This window comes from Thermodesulfovibrio sp. (genome assembly GCF_049969575.1).
Classification (GTDB): domain Bacteria; phylum Nitrospirota; class Thermodesulfovibrionia; order Thermodesulfovibrionales; family Thermodesulfovibrionaceae; genus Thermodesulfovibrio; species Thermodesulfovibrio obliviosus.
In genome coordinates, this window is record NZ_JBMFOO010000032.1 from 2,781 (window position 1) to 19,408 (window position 16,628).

13 protein-coding genes are annotated in these 16,628 nt (G+C 36.1%); 11 read left to right on the top strand and 2 right to left on the bottom strand.

Annotated elements, in window-relative coordinates:
* From ACP5O9_RS07590 to malQ, 10 genes are all read left to right on the top strand, one after another.
* A partial coding sequence (locus tag ACP5O9_RS07590) for a CinA family protein (protein WP_428723760.1) occupies window positions 1-424 on the top strand: 424 nt, incomplete at its 5' end.
* 187 nt (window positions 425-611) lie between these two features.
* Complete coding sequence (locus ACP5O9_RS07595; protein ID WP_428723761.1) at window positions 612-983, top strand: hypothetical protein; 372 nt, start codon at window positions 612-614, stop codon at window positions 981-983.
* Window positions 946-2,952 (top strand): NAD-dependent DNA ligase LigA, encoded by a 2,007-nt coding sequence (gene ligA, locus ACP5O9_RS07600; protein WP_428723762.1) that lies wholly within the window; start codon window positions 946-948, stop codon window positions 2,950-2,952. The genes ACP5O9_RS07595 and ligA overlap by 38 nt, the downstream gene beginning before the upstream one ends.
* 2 nt (window positions 2,953-2,954) lie before the next feature.
* Complete coding sequence (locus tag ACP5O9_RS07605) at window positions 2,955-3,395, top strand: 23S rRNA (pseudouridine(1915)-N(3))-methyltransferase RlmH (protein ID WP_424904981.1); 441 nt, start codon at window positions 2,955-2,957, stop codon at window positions 3,393-3,395.
* A 226-nt stretch (window positions 3,396-3,621) separates the two neighbouring features.
* Window positions 3,622-4,731, top strand: coding sequence for a glutamate synthase (locus tag ACP5O9_RS07610; RefSeq protein ID WP_428723763.1), 1,110 nt, complete (start codon window positions 3,622-3,624; stop codon window positions 4,729-4,731).
* Entirely contained in the window at window positions 4,710-6,377 is a 1,668-nt protein-coding gene (locus tag ACP5O9_RS07615) for a glutamate synthase-related protein (protein ID WP_424904983.1), read from the top strand. The genes ACP5O9_RS07610 and ACP5O9_RS07615 overlap by 22 nt, the downstream gene beginning before the upstream one ends.
* Window positions 6,367-8,784 carry an FAD-dependent oxidoreductase gene (locus ACP5O9_RS07620; protein WP_428723764.1) on the top strand — a complete coding sequence of 806 codons (2,418 nt, stop codon included), beginning with the start codon at window positions 6,367-6,369 and terminating at the stop codon, window positions 8,782-8,784. The genes ACP5O9_RS07615 and ACP5O9_RS07620 overlap by 11 nt, the downstream gene beginning before the upstream one ends.
* Window positions 8,785-9,030: 246 nt before the next feature.
* Window positions 9,031-10,743 (top strand): ABC transporter permease, encoded by a 1,713-nt coding sequence (locus ACP5O9_RS07625; protein WP_428723765.1) that lies wholly within the window; start codon window positions 9,031-9,033, stop codon window positions 10,741-10,743.
* Between the two features lie 3 nt (window positions 10,744-10,746).
* Complete coding sequence (locus ACP5O9_RS07630) at window positions 10,747-12,039, top strand: nitrate/sulfonate/bicarbonate ABC transporter ATP-binding protein (RefSeq protein ID WP_353686136.1); 1,293 nt, start codon at window positions 10,747-10,749, stop codon at window positions 12,037-12,039.
* Window positions 12,011-14,020, top strand: coding sequence for a 4-alpha-glucanotransferase (gene malQ / locus ACP5O9_RS07635; protein ID WP_428723766.1), 2,010 nt, complete (start codon window positions 12,011-12,013; stop codon window positions 14,018-14,020). Before ACP5O9_RS07630 ends, malQ begins: the two co-directional genes overlap by 29 nt.
* On the opposite strand, the gene mtgA is transcribed toward malQ, so the two are convergent.
* Entirely contained in the window at window positions 13,980-14,777 is a 798-nt protein-coding gene (gene mtgA, locus ACP5O9_RS07640) for a monofunctional biosynthetic peptidoglycan transglycosylase (protein WP_428723767.1), read from the bottom strand. The two genes, malQ and mtgA, sit on opposite strands and share 41 nt — an antisense overlap.
* 107 nt (window positions 14,778-14,884) lie before the next feature.
* On the opposite strand from mtgA, the gene ACP5O9_RS07645 reads away from it, so the two are divergent.
* Window positions 14,885-15,355: a Fur family transcriptional regulator gene (locus ACP5O9_RS07645; protein WP_424904987.1), complete on the top strand. Its 471-nt coding sequence runs from the start codon at window positions 14,885-14,887 to the stop codon at window positions 15,353-15,355.
* Between the two features lie 17 nt (window positions 15,356-15,372).
* Here ACP5O9_RS07645 and chrA read toward each other — a convergent pair whose 3' ends face one another.
* The gene (chrA, locus tag ACP5O9_RS07650; protein WP_428723768.1) at window positions 15,373-16,515 is read right to left on the bottom strand and encodes a chromate efflux transporter; all 1,143 of its coding nucleotides are present in this window, start codon (window positions 16,513-16,515) and stop codon (window positions 15,373-15,375) included.
* Window positions 16,516-16,628: the final 113 nt, after the last annotated feature.

Consider the following 16,628-nt stretch of genomic DNA (forward strand, 5'->3'; position numbering starts at 1 on the left):
AGAAAAACAAAAGACTCTATCAACAGCAGAATCCTGCACAGGTGGGCTTGTTGCCTCTTCAATAACAGATATTCCAGGTGCCAGTAAAGTTTTCCTTGGAGGAGTTGTTGTTTATGCAACAGAGATGAAAAAGCAAATTTTAAAAATTCCTGATGAAGTATTTCATTACGGAGTTATTTCAGGAGAAATGGCAGAAGCAATGGCAAAGGCAATAAAATCAATCACCGGCTCAGACTATTCAATTGCCACAACTGGAAATCTCGGACCTGACACAATGGAGGGAAAGCCAAAGGGTCTTATATATGTAGCAGTTGTTACACCATCTCATGTTTATGTTAAAGAGTTAAATTTGCAAGGTGACAGACTTTCAAATAAAAAAGAGGTAGCCCTTGAAGCATTAAAACTTATTGTAAAAGTGTTATAATTAAAAATAAAAGAGGTAATTATGAATGCTCAATGAGCTTATTTCAGAAAAAGAACTCAAAGAAAATGTCGTAGAAAAGAAAAATTTCTCATGGGATGTTGAAAAGGATGCAATGGAATGGGAACATGCTTTGAGTCATTAAAATCTCTTTCACAGATAAAATTAAAAAGATTGAAGAATTAAATGAATGAAAGATATAAATTTCATACAGCATCTTGCCTTAAAATACAAATTAAAAATTCTTTATTTTGACTTTTCTTTAATTGCAAGGATAGGACTTTCCTCAGAAGTTTTTATTCAAATATACATCAATACCCGAAAAGAAAAAATAAATCTTGCACTGGTCGTTTTTGATGATAGAGTTTACGGTATAGATAAAGACTTTTATCATGAACATCCTTTTAAAAATCCAAAATTACATATCCCAACAGATCACATAGAAAATAAAGGATTGTATAATAAAAGTCTTGAATATTTAAGGAACTGGGACTTTTTTAGAGACAATTACAGGAGGTTATATAATGAAAGAGATTCCAGAGGATGTAAAAAAAGAAATTGAAAGGCTTGTTAAAGAAATAAACTATCACAACTACCGTTACTATGTTCTTGATAGTCCTGTTATATCAGATGAAGAATATGACATGATGCTACGTAGACTCAAAGAGCTTGAAGAAAGATGGGGATATATTTTGCCTGACTCACCGACTCAGAGAGTTGGAGCAGCTCCATCTGAAAAGTTTGAAAAGGTTGAACACCGTGAACCCATGCTTTCCCTTGATAATGCCTTTTCTTATGAAGAATTAAGAGATTTTGATGAGAGAGTAAAAAGGCTTCTTGGCATTAATAAGTCTGTTGAGTATACAGTAGAGCCAAAATATGACGGACTTGCAATAGAGCTTTCCTATAAAAATGGACTTTTGTACAAAGCCTCCACCAGAGGAGATGGATATGTTGGCGAGGATATAACTCAAAACATTAAAACAATAAAATCAATTCCTCTAAGAATTGAAGGAGTCACTCCAGAAGAGATTGATATTCGTGGTGAAGTTTACATGAATATAGATGAATTTGAAAGAATAAACAGAGAAAGACAGGAAAAAGGTGAGCCAATTTTTGCCAATCCAAGAAATGCAGCCAGTGGTTCAGTGCGTCAACTTGACCCCTCAATTACAGCAAGTAGAAGACTTCATATAGCATGTTACGGTGTTGGATACTATCGAGGAGTTGAATTTAAAACTCAGTATGAGTTTATTCAGTGGCTTCGGCAGGCAAGATTTCCTGTTCCAGCATATGTAAAAGTGGCAAAAGGTATTGATGAAGTAATAGAGGCGATAAAAGAGATAGAAAAACTTAGAGCAGGTTATCCTTTTGAAACAGATGGAGCTGTTGTTAAAGTTAATAGTTTTGAACTTCAAAAACGTCTTGGTGCAAAAACACGGGAGCCAAGATGGGCTATTGCCTACAAATATCCTGCTCACCAGGGAATTACAAAACTGAAGGATATTGTTGCAAGCGTTGGAAGAACAGGTGTTATAACACCTGTGGCAATACTTGAACCTGTAAGAATTGGCGGAGTTACAGTTTCAAGATCAACTCTTCATAACTGGGATGAGGTAAAAAGAAAAGACATTAGAATTGGTGATTATGTAATTGTGGAAAGAGCTGGAGAAGTAATTCCACATATAATTGGCGTTGTTGTTGACCGTAGAACAGGACAGGAAGTGATTCCCAAGATTCCTGAGCATTGTCCTGTGTGTGGCTCAAAAACTGTAAGAGAGTTAGGAGAAGTTGCATTAAAATGCATTAACTTTAACTGTCCTGCCCAAGTTGAAGAAAGAATAAAGCATTTTGCATCACGCAGAGCCATGAATATTGAAGGATTGGGAGACAAAACTGTTGAACTTTTACATGAAAAAGGTCTTATAAAAAGTTTTGTTGATCTGTATAAGCTAAGACAGCAGGATATTAAAGGACTTCCAGGATTTGCTGATCTTTCATCAAAAAAGCTTATTGAGGCAATTGAACGCAGCAAAAAGACAACTCTTGCAAGATTTCTTTATGCTCTTGGAATAAGTCAGGTTGGTGAGTATGCGGCTAAACTTCTTGCTCAAAATTTTAAAAAACTTGAGGATCTTTATCATGTTAAAATGGAGCGTCTCATTGAGATCCCCCAGATTGGAGAAAAAACAGCAAGAGCAATTGAGCAGTTTTTTAATAATGAAGAAAACCTAAAAGCAATAGAGGAGCTTAAAAGTTTAGGATTAACAATTGAAAATCCTGATTATCAGAAAGAAAAAAAGCCTGCTTCGCTTGAAGGTTTTAGTTTTGTCATAACAGGAACCTTACCTAAACCAAGACACGAAGTCCAGGAAATGATTGAAAAGGCTGGTGGCAGGGTTTCTTCTTCAGTATCAAAAAATACAGACTATTTGATAGTAGGTGAAGAGCCAGGAAGCAAACTTGCAAAAGCAAAGGAATTAGGAGTGAAAATTATTTCTTACGAAGAATTACTAAAAATGCTGGAGTAAGTTTGTATAGATTTAGAATATATTATCCTGGCAAAACAAAAGCAAAATTTATAAAAGATGGAGTTTCTCATTATATTAGAATTATTAGTCCCTTTGCAAAAATTGAAATCATTGAGCTAAAAGAAGCACATGGCGAAAAAGACAAAGTCATAGAGGAGGAATCAAGGACAATTTTAAATTCAGTAAAAGGAGATTTTATACTTCTTCACCGAGATGGCAAAAGCCTGAGTTCTTTAGAGTTTGCTGATTTTATTAAAAATAAATCTATTCATCAGTTCGTAATTGGCGGAGCTTACGGAGTAAATACAGAAGTTTATAATGCAGCTTCCTTCAAACTTTCTCTTTCCTGTTTAACCTTTACTCATGAAATGTCAAGACTTATACTTCTTGAGCAACTTTATAGGGCAATGACAATCATACATGGGAAAAACTATCATTATTGAGTTTGCCTTTTTCAGAAACATTTAAATTTTCTCAACTACCTTGTCATTTCGATGTGCTCTCTGCCTCTGAGGAATCTCATATGCTACTGGCCTTGGGCGATTCAAAATTTAAAAATAGCTTGATGTTCGTTTGGCAAATTAAGTTTAAAAAAATATTTGACAAAAATGTAGCTTTAGTAATATTCTAAAAAGTATAAGGTAACCTTTTGCCGATGGGGATAAAGATATGTGTAGATTAGCAGCTATTACATCATCTGAATATTTTTCACCAATTGAGAATATTCTTGCCCTTGAGACCATGAAAGAAGGGCACGATGGCTCAGGTCTTGGACTTACGCTTAAAAATCTGGGAGGAGAGTTTAAGGAACTGAAAAAATATCCGATACTTTCAGGAATCTGTTCAAGGAAAGGCAAAGAAATTCTTGATGATTACATGAAACAGCTTGGATTTAAATTAATCCATGAATGGATGCCTAAGATTAAACCTGTAAGGGGGATCATTCGAAGAGATTATTATTTTGCAAGAGTTTATGATTATCCAGAAGACTGGAAGAATAAATCAGACAGAGAAAAAGAAGACTTTTTGATGAATACAAGAATAACGCTGAGAAAAATGGGCGAAGCCGATGAATCAATCTTTGTTTTTTCTTTTTATCCTGATATTGTAACCCTCAAAGAAGTAGGTGATCCTCTTGAACTTGCCGAATTTTTTGGGCTTGACAAAGACAACCTTGAGGCGAAAATAATATTTGCTCAGGGAAGACAAAACACCAATTATCAAATATATCTTTATGCCTGCCATCCCTTCTTTATTCAGGGATACTGTACAATGACAAATGGTGAAAATACAGCTTTTGTTCCAATAAGAGAGTTTTTGATGAGTAGAGGATTCCCTGGGTACATGGGATATAACTCAGACAGCGAGGTGTTCTGCCACATTCTTCATTATTCTGCAAGACAGTTAGGATTTCCGCTTACTTATTATAAAGATATAATTACTCCTTTAAAATGGGAGGAAATTGAGCAAAGACCTGATAGAGAAGCTCTGTCACTTTTAAAGATGTCCCTTCGTCCGCTTTGTATTGATGGTCCTAATATGGTTATTGGTTTTACTCCTGATGGCACATGCTTTATGGTTCAAGATGCTAAAAAATTAAGACCTGGAGTTGTTGGAGGAGTAAAAGGCAAATATGCACTTATGTCTGAACTTTGTGGACTTGACAAGGTTATCCCAGAAAGAGACAGATTAAAAGATATATATCCAATGAAGTATGACATGGTGATTGTATCACCAGGTGCAAAGGAGGTAAAGGTATGGAACCAGCTACCGGCTTAAAGCTTGATTTTAATCATAAATTAACTCTGAAAGAGTTTCCTTACATAATCCGTTGGAGAGAAGACCGTTGCAAGCGTTGCGGACAGTGCACAGCCGTATGTCCTCAGGGAGCGATAAGACCAGCTGTTAAATACATGAGAGTTATTGAATCAAGCGGAGAAACTCCAAAACCAAGACCTGTCAGAAGAATAATTCATGTAATTGAGCAGGTAAATAATATAGAGCATTATTGCACAGGCTGTGCAATTTGTAGTCTTGTTTGTCCTAATAATGCAATAGAGCCAGAGTATAATCCTCAGAACAAGTTCCTTTTTTATAAAAATCGTGGAGGCGAAGGATACAAAAGAGGCGGAAGAAGAAATGACCCAGGTGTGTCAACCCTTGATAGGCTTAAATTTACGAGAATATCAATGCTTACAGATCCTGCCCTTGATGCTGCAAGACATGAATTTAGGCTTCGCTCATACATTGGAAGAATTCTTCCACCAGAGGAGTTGCCACTTAAGGTTGAAGACGGTAGATTGGTTGTTGATAAATCTTCAGGTAAATTTATTCCACCTGTAAGAGAAATATTCCCAATAATGATTGGGAGCATGTCCATTGGCGCACTTTCTCCAACAATGTGGGAAGGACTTGCCATGGGAGTTGCCTATTTAAATGAAGTTGAGGGTATCCCAGTTGTTATGTGCTCTGGTGAAGGTGGATTTCCGCCAAGACTTCTTAAATCAAGATATGTAAAATATTTTATTTTGCAGATTGCCTCTGGATATTTTGGATGGGATAGCATAATACATACTTTGCCATATATGCAAGAGGATCCTGCAGCAATTGAAATAAAATATGGTCAAGGAGCAAAGCCAGGCGATGGTGGTCTTTTAATGGCTCCAAAGGTTATAAAACTCATTGCTGAAATCAGAGGTGTGCCTCAGTATGTTGATTTACCATCTCCTCCAACTCATCAGACAAAGTATTCAATTGAAGAGTCTGTTATGAAGATGATTCAGTCAATGTCAATGGCTTTTGGCTTTAGAGTGCCTGTTTATCCAAAAATTTCTGGAACACGCACAGCAAAGGCTGTTTTAAACAATCTTGCAAGGAATCCCTATGCTGCAGCACTATGCATAGATGGGGAAGACGGTGGCACTGGTGCAGCATACAATGTATCCCTTGACAAAATGGGGCATCCAATTGCATCAAACATTAGAGAGTGTTATCTTGATCTTGTAAAACAGGGCAAACAGAATGAACTTCCTTTGATCGCTGCTGGAGGAATTGGTAAGAAAGGAAATCTTGCAGCAAATGCAGCTGCTCTTATTATGCTTGGTGCCTCGGCAGTGGCTGTAGGAAAATACATAATGCAGGCAACAGCTGACTGTCTTGGAGATGAATACAATCGTTGTAATATATGCAATACTGGAAAGTGTCCAAGAGGAATAACAACACAGGACCCTAAACTTTACAGGCGTCTTGATCCTGATAAAGTTGCAGAAAGACTTGTAGAGGTATTCAAGGCTGCTGATGTTGAACTTCGTAAGATATTCGCACCAATGGGAAGAAGCACAGAACTTCCAATTGGAATGTCTGATGGATTAAGTATAGATGATAAAGCAATGGCAGAAAGGTTGGAGATAAGCTATGCCTGCTAAGAAAACATCACAAAGAGAAATGCCAAAAATTGGTTTACATGAAGCCCTCATCCCATATGAAGAAGTAGTAAAATGGGTTGATGAAAAATCTGTAATTATTTACGGAAATGTTAAAGGAAAAAGAATTCCTTCAAGAATTCTTGAAGAGTATATTCAGGAAGCTGTCAGAGAAGGTGCAAGAAATTTACATGTCTATGCTGATGGTCAGCACGGAATTGGTGGAAGAATCTATCCAAGAGGTGAAACTATAAAAGTTACAGTTGAAGGACCTGTTGGGCAGAGATGTGGTTCAATGGGAATGTTTGGCACAGAGATAGTGGTAAAAAACGGAGTTTCTGATGATGTAGGGTGGCTTAACTGCGGTGCAAAAATTACAGTGCTTGGAGATGCTACAAATGGAGCATGGAATGCTGCGGCACAGGGAATTCTTTATGTTCAAGGAAGTGGTGGTGCTCGTTGTGACACAATGACAAAGCATAATCCAAGATTTGATCCTCCTCAGTCATGGTATTTTCGGGATGTGGGAGACTCCTTTGCAGAGTTTAAGGCAGGTGGTATTGCTGTAGTCTGTGGAGTAAACCCCCGCAATCCAAGAACAGTTCTTGGATACAGACCCTGTGTTGGAATGGTTGGTGGTGTAATTTATTTTCGTGGAAAAATAGAAGGCTACAGTGAAAGAGATGTAAAACTTCTTGAGTTAAGTGAACAGGATTGGCAGTGGCTCACAGAAAATCTTAAACCATTTCTTACTGCAATAGACAGGATGGATTACTATCATGAGCTTACCAGAAGTGCTGACGAATGGCATAAACTTGTTCCTTATACACCTCAAGAAAGAAGAAGGAGAAGATGGTTTAAGATTGAAATGTCTGAATTCAGGAAAAATTATTGGGAAAAAGAGGTTGGTCAAGGTGGTATATTTGCTGAATACCTTGACCATGAGCTAACTGTTATTCCATACATTGTAACTGGAAAATATCGCAGATACAAGCCTGTATGGGCAAATGAAAAATATCTACCTCCATGTGCATATAGTTGTCCAACCAATATTCCAACACATAAAAGAACAGCCCTTATTAGACTTGGTAAAGTAAAGGAAGCATTAGAACTTGTTCTTGAATACAGTCCTCTTCCTGCTACAGTTTGTGGAATGATTTGTCCAAATCTTTGCATGCAGGCATGCACTCGTGGAAGAATTGACTCACCTATTTCTGTTAAGGAATTTGGTAAAGCTTCAGCTTTGCTTCCTCCTCCAAAGAAAGCTGAACCGACAGGACACAAAATTGCAGTAATTGGTGCAGGACCTGCGGGAATGTCTGTTGCATGGCAACTAAGCCTTAAGGGTCATCATGTAACAGTATTTGAAGCAACAGATAAAATTGGCGGTAAAATAGAGCTTTGTATTCCTGAGCACAGGCTTGATAAGAAAATTCTTCATATGGAAATAGAGAGATTTAAAGAAGTTGTGCCAGATATTCGTCTTAATACCAGAGTTACGAAAGAGCTTTTTGAAAGAATATGTAAAGAATACGAATTTGTCGTAATAGCAGTTGGAGCTCATAAGCCAAGAAAAATCCCCTTTCCTGGATCAGAACATACTATCTCAGCATATGAATTTTTAAGGGCAATAAATGAAGGTAAAACCTTTGATCTTAAAGAAAAAAGAGTTGTTATAATTGGTGCTGGAAATGTTGGAATGGATGCTGCGGTTGAAGCTTATTTATGTGGAGCATCAAAGGTAACTGCAGTTGATATTCAAAAACCAGCATCCTTTGGAGCAGAACTTGAGCGAGCACAACAAAAAGGCGTAGAAATCATATGGCCCAAATTTACTGAAAAATATGTTCCCGAGGAAAAGAAAATATACTTTAAAGACGGAACAAGCCTCGATGCAGATTTTGTAATCATGGCAATTGGAGATATGCCTGATCTTGATTTTGTTCCACCTCAGATTCATACTGAGCGTGGATGGGTTGTTATAAATGAGTTTTTCCAAACATCAAATCCAAAGATTTTTGCAATTGGTGATGTTACAGGCTTAGGGCTTGTAACTCATGCAATAGGGCATGGAAGGCTTCTGGCTCAATATTTACATGCAGAAATGATGCATGCTCCTATTACAAGGGATTTAAGAGCAAGAATTCCTTATGAAAGAATAAAAATTGACTACTACGAAAGATGTCGTGCTACATCATCTCTTGAGCAGGAAGCAGAGAGGTGTCTGTCCTGTGGCTCATGCAGAGACTGTCATATATGTGAAATGACCTGCTATTGGGGTGCAATAAGCAGAGTTGAAAAGCCTGATGGAAGATTTGAGTATGTCGTGGATGATAATAAATGTATTGGCTGTGGTTTCTGTGCTGGAGTCTGCCCTTGTGGCGTGTGGGAGATGGTAGAAAATATTTAAGCCATTAGATAAATTTTTTCCTTCATTTTTAAAGTTTGACTGCTAATTGAATTTAGCAGCCATTTTTTTATTCAACTGAAGCCTGTCACATAAGATTGCTCATTATGATTAGGCTTAATTGAAAATTTTAGAGGCTGGTAATAATCCCAGAGGAGCGAAGTGTTAAAGAAGTTACGATTTTCGATTTATGGTAAATATTGCTTGAATTATTTTATAATTGTAAGATTTTCTTAAAGGGAGCTTAAAATGAAAATACCCATCTGTATTCCTGCTGAAACATTTAAAGTAAGAGCAATTGATGTGGCAGTATTTTTGATTGTTCTGGGAATTCTCTCTTTCATTATATATATTGCCTCTCAGTGGAGCACTCCTTATGAAAAGACTTTGGAAATAGATCTAAATCCTTCAAATATTCCAGAATATGCCCTTCAGTCTCTGGCAAGAATTTTTTCTGCCTATTTACTGTCGCTCCTTTTTTCAATATGGTATGGATATACTGCATCAAGAAGTAAGATTCATGAAAAAATAATGATTCCCCTTCTTGATATTCTCCAGTCAATTCCAGTGCTTTCTTTTTTACCAGGAGTGGTTTTAGCAATGATATCTCTATTCCCAGGCAAAAGAATAGGACTTGAACTTGCCTGTGTTCTTCTTATTTTTACTGGACAGGTATGGAATATGACCTTTAGCTTTTATCATTCCATCAATACCATTCCAAAGGAATTAAGAGAAGTAGTAAAAGTTTTCAAAATGAATAAATTTTCAAAGTTCTTAAGACTTGATCTTCCCTTCAGTGCCATAGGCCTTATCTGGAACAGTATGATGAGTGTAGCAGGTGGCTGGTTTTTTCTAATGGCATGTGAGATGTTCATTCTTGAAGATAAAGATTTCAGACTGCCAGGCATTGGCTCTTATATTCAGACCGCGGCGAATAAAGGAAACATTGAGCATGTAATTTATGGGCTTGGCACTATGATTTTTTTGATAATTATTCTTGACCTGTTTGTATGGAGACCTCTCATTGTATGGTCGCAAAAATTTAGACTGGAAACAGTTCCACCAGAAGAAGAAAGAGAATCCCTTATATTAAATCTCTTTTCCGGCTCTGTTTTTATTAAAAAAGTAAGAGAATTTATTACCAGCGCAATTAATAAAATGGAAAAAATGAGTTACAGGAAATTTGCTTTTTCAGAAAGTCTATTGATTAATAAACTAAGCAAAATAATGGGGATGGTTTCATTATTAATCATTTTAATGGTAATTATATGGGCTATTTTGAAGGCTTCCAATCTTATTTCCTCTGTCAGTTTAACTGATATTTTAACTATAATAAAAGCTGCCTTTTATTCATTGCTGAGGGTTTCAGTGGCTTTATTAATAGCTCTTGCATGGACTCTTCCAGTTGGTGTTTATATTGGACTGAATCCAAGGGCTGCGAAAATCCTACAAGGAATTGTCCAAATAGCGGCAAGTGTTCCTGCAACAGCAGTTTTCCCTGTTATTCTTTTATTTTTAATTAAACTCGGTGGAGGACTTGATATTGGAGCAATATTTCTGATGCTTCTCGGAACTCAGTGGTATCTTCTTTTTAATATAATTGCTGGAGCAAGTGCTATTCCAAAAGATTTGATTGAGATCTCTAAAGCCTATGGAATTAAAGGACTGAGAAGATGGAAAACTCTCATACTTCCTGGAATATTTCCCTATCTTGTTACGGGCTTGATTACTGCCAGTGGAGGCGCATGGAATGCTACAATTGTAAGTGAGTATGTCTCTTTTGGTGGAGAAATAATGCATACAACAGGGCTGGGTGCATTAATAAGTCAGTCTTCTGCTTCTGGAAATTTTGGAGTTTTATTGCTATCCACTGGCTTTATGTCATTAATTGTTGTTGGAATAAACAGAATGCTCTGGAAAAGACTTTTTATTTTAGCTAAAACAAAATATATTCTGGAGTAAACTATGGAAAAAGAAATTATCCTTGAGACCATAGGCATTAAAAAATCTTTTTTAGTGGGCAAAGGAAGAGAAATCACAGTTTTACAAGATATTAATCTCAAAATATATTCAGGTGAGTTTGTATCAATTCTTGGACAGTCTGGTGCTGGGAAATCAACCCTTTTAAGAATCATTGCAGGAATTGTGGAACCAACTGAAGGAGAGGTCTTATATAAAGGAATACCTCTTAAAAAAGCCAGAGCTAAGATAGCAGTAGTTTTTCAGAGTTTTGCTCTTTTTCCATGGTTTACTGTTCTTGAAAATGTTAAAGTTGGACTGGTAGGACAGGGATTAAACGAACAGGAAATGAATGAAAAAGCTTTGAGAGCAATTGATCTTGTTGGACTCGACGGATTTGAGGATGCCTATCCAAGAGAACTAAGTGGTGGAATGCGCCAGAGAGTTGGAATTGCAAGAGCACTGGCAGTTGAACCTGAACTTCTTCTTATGGATGAACCTTTTTCAGCCCTTGATGTGCTTACAGCTGATAATTTACGTGGAGATATTATTGATTTATGGAAAAATGGAAAAATGCCAGCAAAGGCAATTATTCTTGTAACACACAATATTGAGGAAGCTGTAAGCATGTCAAGCCGTGCTATTGTGTTAAGTCATAATCCAGGAAAGGTGAAAGCTGAAATACCCATTGAAATGCCCTATCCAAGAGACAGAAATTCAAGAGATTTCAAATTTTTACTGGATAAAATATACACTGTTCTTATAAAATCACCGGAGGAAATTCCCTTTCTCCTTGCTGCAGGCAGATACCAGTTCCTTCCCCATGCAAAAGTTGGAGCAATTGCAGGACTTATTGAACTTGTTCATGATAAAGGTGGAAGAGTAGATATTTATGCTCTGAGTTCAGAGCTCAGTATGGAAGTGGATGATATTTTCCCATTGATAGAAGCCTCTGTAATACTTGATTTTGGAGAGATAAAGGAAGGTGACTTTATTCTCACTGAAAAAGGTAAAAAATGGGCAGAGGCTGATACTCTTGAGAAAAAAGAAATATTTAAAGAAGTTGCTCTTCAGAATGTTCAGCTTATTAAACAAATTATGCAGGTTCTGTCAACGATTTCAAAACATAGAGTATCTGAGGAGTTTTTCCTTGATATTCTTAAGAATCATTTTACACCTGAGGAATCATGGAATCAGCTTGAGACAGCCATAGACTGGGGAAGATATGCAGAACTTTTTGCCTATGACTATGATGCTGGAGAACTTTACCTTGAAACAGCTGAAACAATTGATATGTGAGCTTTCAGATTTAGCTGGAATAATTCCTTTTTACTATGACTGTAAAGGCAATTACATTGAAATATCTGTTGAAACGAAGGCTCAGCTAATTTCTGCTATGGGAATTAGCCCTGAAGAGTCTCTGCACTGGATTGAATATTTTAAGAATTATCCTGATTTTTTAGAACCCGTGTATGTTATTAAGCCAGGTTTCCCTGTAGAGATTTATCTAAAAGAGAATCTTATTAGGAAAAACTCTTCAATGAAAGAGGCTCTGATTGAAATTTTTCCTTTTGAGGAATTGGCTAACAAAGGTGATGCTCTTTGTTTTAAGGTAGAGCTATCACCTGTAGCAGAGAAAAAATACAGCATTCCCATTCCTTTTTTGCCAATTGGTTATTACAGATTACGAGTTTCTTTAGAAAAAACAGCCGGTGAAACTGTTTTAATAGTTGTGCCAGAGAATTGTTTTGTCCCTTATAAAAATAAAATATGGGGGCTTCAATGCAATCTCTGGAGCTTAAAAGAAAGTGCAGAAGGAAATTTTTCCCATTTGAGGAAATTGGCTGAATACATAAACAGTATTGGAGGATTTATAGGCATAAATCCTTTACATTTTAATGATCCTGAGGATATATATGGAATAAGTCCCTATTCAGCCATATCAAGGCAGTTTAATACACCTCTTTATTTATCAAAGTGTCCAGTGCAACTTAAAAATGAGAAGATTTTTGAGTATCCCTATGTCTGGAAAGAAAAAATGGAATGCCTCAGAAAAGACTTTGAAGCATTTTACAGGGAGTACATCAATGCAAATGCTATGGATTTCATTGCTTATAAAAATAAGCTTTGCCCAGCGATTAGAGATGATTTAAAATACTTTTCAGTTTTTTGTTTTCTGAGAGAAAGATTTGGAAAAGACTGGCAAAGCTGGAGTCCTGAACTTCGCCATCCCAGCAAAGAAATCCTAAATAAAATTTACAGAGACAATGAAAAAGAAGTGCTTTTCTATGAATATCTTCAATGGCTTGTGGATAGTGAACTTGATGAAATTAAAAAATATCCAGTTTTACTTGATATGGGTTTTTGCTCAATTAAATCAAGCTTTGATGTGTGGATTAATCAAGAGATTTATGCCCTTAAGGTAGAATATGGTGCACCTCCCGATGATTTTAATCCAAAGGGACAGAAATGGGGAGCACCTCCTGTGATTCCCTTTAAATTAAAGGAAAAGGCTTATCTTCCATTTATAAAGATTTTAAGAGCCAATATGAAAACAAAACTTCTCAGAATTGATCACGCTCTTGGTTTATTCAGAGCATTCTGGATTCCTGAAGGTTCTTCTCCAGACAATGGTGCCTATGTAAAATATCCATGGAAAGACCTCCTTGGAATTATTGCCCTTGAAAGTCAGTTAAACCAGACAGGAGTCATAGGAGAAGACCTCGGAACAGCCGAGGAATGGATGAAGAATGAGTTAATAAAAAGGAAAATATGCTCATGGAGAGTTTTTTATTTTGAAAAAAGTCAGGAAAGATATAAGTCATCCAGTATTTATCCTGAAGATTCTTTATGTAGCATAACAACCCATGATTTGCCAACACTTAAAGGATTCTGGAATGGAAAAGACATAGAATTGAGAAATAAATTTAAAATTTACGATGAAAAACAAGCTCATAATGCTTTTATGGAAAGGCAGAACGATATAAAAAAAATCATTGCTCTTTTAAAAGAAGAAAATTTGCTGGAAAGAGACTCTCTGACAGAGCTTTTTTTAGCCATATTAAAATTTCTTGCAAAAACTCCCTCAAAATATCTTCTTTTATATCCTGAGGACATATTACTTTTAGAAGATCAGATAAATTTTCCTGGGACAACCACTGAATACCCTAACTGGCAGAGAAAGCTTCCTTTTGCAATTAATGAAATTATAAAATTGCCAATCTTCAAAGAAATTGAAGCTATTTTGAAGGAGGCTGGTCGGGTTCATTCTTTTGATTAGACTCTAAAGGAGTTTCCTGTAAAACAGGCATAGAATCTTTTTCCTCTGGCTCTGTATACTCTTGCTTGATTATCCCTCTTTTCTGCATTATAAAGTAAATAAGATTTGCACGTCTTTCAACAAATCTTGAATTTCCTACAGGACTGTATCTCAGAGGATTTGGCAAAGACGCAGCCAGCCTTGCCGCTTCCATTGCTGTAAGCTCTGATGCTGATTTCCCGAAGTAATGCCTTGATGCAGCCTCTGCACCAAAAATTCCCTCACCCCATTCAGCAACATTAAGATATAGTTCAAGAATTCTCTTTTTGGGTAGAGTTTTTTCAAGCCTCCATGTAATTATTGCTTCCTGAATTTTTCTTATTGGATTTTTTGATGGATTGAGATAAAGATTTTTTGCAAGCTGTTGAGTAATTGTACTTCCTCCGTATTTAAGTTTTTTTTCTTTTATGTCTTTTTCAATTGCCTTTTTTATTCCTTCAATATCAAAGCCTGAATGTCTGTAAAATTTGTCATCTTCACCAATAAGCACAGCTTTGACAAGATAGGGAGAAATTCTATTAAGAGGCATCCATATTTTTTTGATTTTTATTTTTCTGCCTTCCTTTTGCCATTGCTCAATCCGATACTTCATCATTGCAGTCAACTCTGGATTTTTCCTTTTTAAAAATGAAACATCCACGATAAAAGGATAAACAATTATGTAAATAAAATAAACCAAAACCGCAAAAATTAAAATTCTAAAAAACCATTTAAGCATCTTCATATTTTATCATTCAAAGCATCATATCCCTCAAATCACAGATTAATGATGGTGATATTTCTGTGGTATAATTAAAAAAACAAAGCTGGTAAAAAGGAGTTTTTATGTCCTTTGAACAAGGATGGTGCTGCAGGAAAAGATTTAGAGAATGCGGTTTAAAATGGACACAGACCCGAGAAGCCATAATAAATCTTCTGTCTTCAAAAAAAGGCCACTTAAGTGCTGAAGAAATTTTTCTTGAAGTCAAAAAACTTTATCCAGGAATAGGACTTGCAACAGTTTACAGAACTCTTGAACTTCTTACAGAACTTGGAATTTTAAGAAAGTTTGATTTTAAAGACGGAAGAGCACGCTATGAATTTATAGCTGGAAGACAAACAGTAGAACACTACCATCTTATCTGTAGAATTTGCGGAAAAATTATTGACTACGAAATAGACCTTGAAAACCAGCAGGATCCTCTCAAAGATTTAAAAAGTACTCTCACAGAAAAATTTAATTTTTCTATTGAACGCTCAGATATTCAGTTTTTCGGGCTCTGTGAAAAATGCAGGCATCATTTAGAAAAGGATTGATTTAATGTGAATTCCCTCTAAAAAAGAAAGATTGACAATACTGTGCCCATGCTAATTATATAAACAAGACTAACTTTTCTAAAAAGACCAATAAAAGCTGCTGTTAATAAAAGAATTTTAAGCCAGTTCCAGCTTACTGCACCAGCAAACTTTATAGTTGCAAAAAGTAAAAGTCCTGAAAAGGATGCTAAGAGTCCTCTTTTCGCTCTGAGGAATAACTTTGAATTTTTTATTTTTTCACCTATTTCTGAAGCAAAAGCCATAATTAAAAAAGAAGGTGTAAAAACTGCCACAGTAGCAACAGCAGCTCCTGCAAAACCTTTTAAAAGATATCCTACAAAAGTCGCTGTAATAACAATTGGACCTGGAGTTACCTGTCCAAGAGCTATTCCATCCATAAATGTCTTTCCATCTAACCATTGAAGTCTGTCAACAACCTCATGCAACATCAATGGCAGAGAGGCATATCCTCCACCAAAGGCAAAAATATCTATTTTTATCATAAGCAAAGCAAGAGTTAAAAGATCTTTGTCAAAGAAAAAGAGAAAAATTAATCCTGAGATTACAATCAAAATGAGAATGCCAATACCTTTAAAATTTAATCTCTTTGAATTCTTATTTTCAGAGTTTGCTCTGTCTTTGAAAATTAATTGAGAAAGAAAAAAGCAAACTATAATTATCAAAAAGGGATTGATTTTAAAGAAAAAAAGTAAGAAAGAAAAAACAGCCACTGCTATTTCACCAATTGATTTAATCACAGGTTTTGCAAAACTTAATGTGGCATTGGCAACTATTGCTACAACAATCACCTGTAGCCCCGTAAAAATCGCTGTTATCTGAGAAACTGAGTGTGTCTTTTGGTATAATGCTGAAAGAATAAGCATAAGTATGAATGCAGGCAAACCAAATCCTATAAAACTTGCAATTCCGCCAAGAATTCCTCTTGTTTTAAGTCCTACATAGGCTGCAACCTGCATGGCTGTTGCTCCTGGAATTGCCTGAGCAAGTGCAACCCCTTCCTGAAATGTTTTTCCATCAAGCCATTTATTTCTGTCCACAGCAAGTTCTTTAATGTAGGCAACCATTGCAGGACCACCAAAAGCTGTAAGCCCGAGTTTTAAAAAGGAGAAAAAAAGGACTGTTACTTTATCAAATCCCATATCATTTTTGCTGCTATGATATATAATACAACACCAATCACCTTTTTTACCTGCGGAGCAGAAAGCTTTTTTCTCATAAGATAATTTCCTAAAACAGCACCAGCAATTGAACC

Excerpts from the sequence above, each read along its gene's own strand:
- ACP5O9_RS07595 (WP_428723761.1), top strand. The coding sequence starts at position 612 with ATGAAAGATATAAATTTCATACAGCATCTTGCCTTAAAATACAAATTA.
- ligA (WP_428723762.1), top strand. The coding sequence starts at position 946 with ATGAAAGAGATTCCAGAGGATGTAAAAAAAGAAATTGAAAGGCTTGTT.
- ACP5O9_RS07610 (WP_428723763.1), top strand. The coding sequence starts at position 3,622 with ATGTGTAGATTAGCAGCTATTACATCATCTGAATATTTTTCACCAATT.
- ACP5O9_RS07615 (WP_424904983.1), top strand. The coding sequence starts at position 4,710 with ATGGAACCAGCTACCGGCTTAAAGCTTGATTTTAATCATAAATTAACT.
- ACP5O9_RS07620 (WP_428723764.1), top strand. The coding sequence starts at position 6,367 with ATGCCTGCTAAGAAAACATCACAAAGAGAAATGCCAAAAATTGGTTTA.
- ACP5O9_RS07625 (WP_428723765.1), top strand. The coding sequence starts at position 9,031 with ATGAAAATACCCATCTGTATTCCTGCTGAAACATTTAAAGTAAGAGCA.
- ACP5O9_RS07630 (WP_353686136.1), top strand. The coding sequence starts at position 10,747 with ATGGAAAAAGAAATTATCCTTGAGACCATAGGCATTAAAAAATCTTTT.
- mtgA (WP_428723767.1), bottom strand. The coding sequence starts at position 14,777 with ATGCTTAAATGGTTTTTTAGAATTTTAATTTTTGCGGTTTTGGTTTAT.
- ACP5O9_RS07645 (WP_424904987.1), top strand. The coding sequence starts at position 14,885 with ATGTCCTTTGAACAAGGATGGTGCTGCAGGAAAAGATTTAGAGAATGC.
- chrA (WP_428723768.1), bottom strand. The coding sequence starts at position 16,515 with ATGGGATTTGATAAAGTAACAGTCCTTTTTTTCTCCTTTTTAAAACTC.